We start from the raw sequence: 592 nt of genomic DNA, 5'->3' as shown, positions 1-592 counted from the left end.
GACCAGCGACGATAGTCGCACTCCGAATACAGAGGGGACGCGACTCCACGTCGTCCATCTGCTCGTCGAAACGTCGGCGACGTCGAAGCCGTCGCGTCGGGCCGTTTCAGTCGTCTTCGTCGGCTGTCGTCTCGGTCTCTAGGTCGGCTGAAACGGGGGACAGACCGTGGGCGAGTGCCTCGCCCGACGCCGTCTCAAAGAGGTGGACGTTCCCCCGGTCTATCACGACTTCGACGTCCGTGTCTTCTCGAATCGTCGAGTCGGGGTCAACACTCATCAGCAGCTGGTCATCGGCTCTCGACTGGTCCATCGATGTACGGCGTTCGCCCAACAACATGTACGCGAATATCTCGTCGCCCATCGGTTCGAGAATATCGACACGCGTGGAGATGAGCGAAGAGGGGTCTTCCACTTCGACGCGCGTTCCGCCGGGATAGATATCTTCGGGACGAATCCCGACAGTCACCTCGTCGCCCACGTCCACAGCCTCGACAGACGCCGGATCGAACGCGAGCGAAAAGTACGCCGTCGAAAGCGAGTTTTCTGTGACCGTCGCCTCGGCGAAGTTCATCGACGGCGAGCCGATGAAGCC

The 592-nt window shown here is 61.0% G+C and carries 1 pseudogene; it reads right to left on the bottom strand.

Annotation, left to right across the window (positions count from 1 at the left end):
* Positions 1-106: 106 nt before the first annotated feature.
* Positions 107-592, bottom strand: a pseudogene (locus DVK06_RS16955) (ABC transporter ATP-binding protein); the annotation flags it as partial.

This window comes from Halorubrum sp. Atlit-28R (assembly GCF_003665955.1).
Taxonomy (GTDB): Archaea; Halobacteriota; Halobacteria; order Halobacteriales; family Haloferacaceae; genus Halorubrum; species Halorubrum tropicale.
The sequence above is the reverse complement of the archived record's forward strand: the minus strand, read 5'-3'. Positions and strand labels throughout refer to the sequence as shown.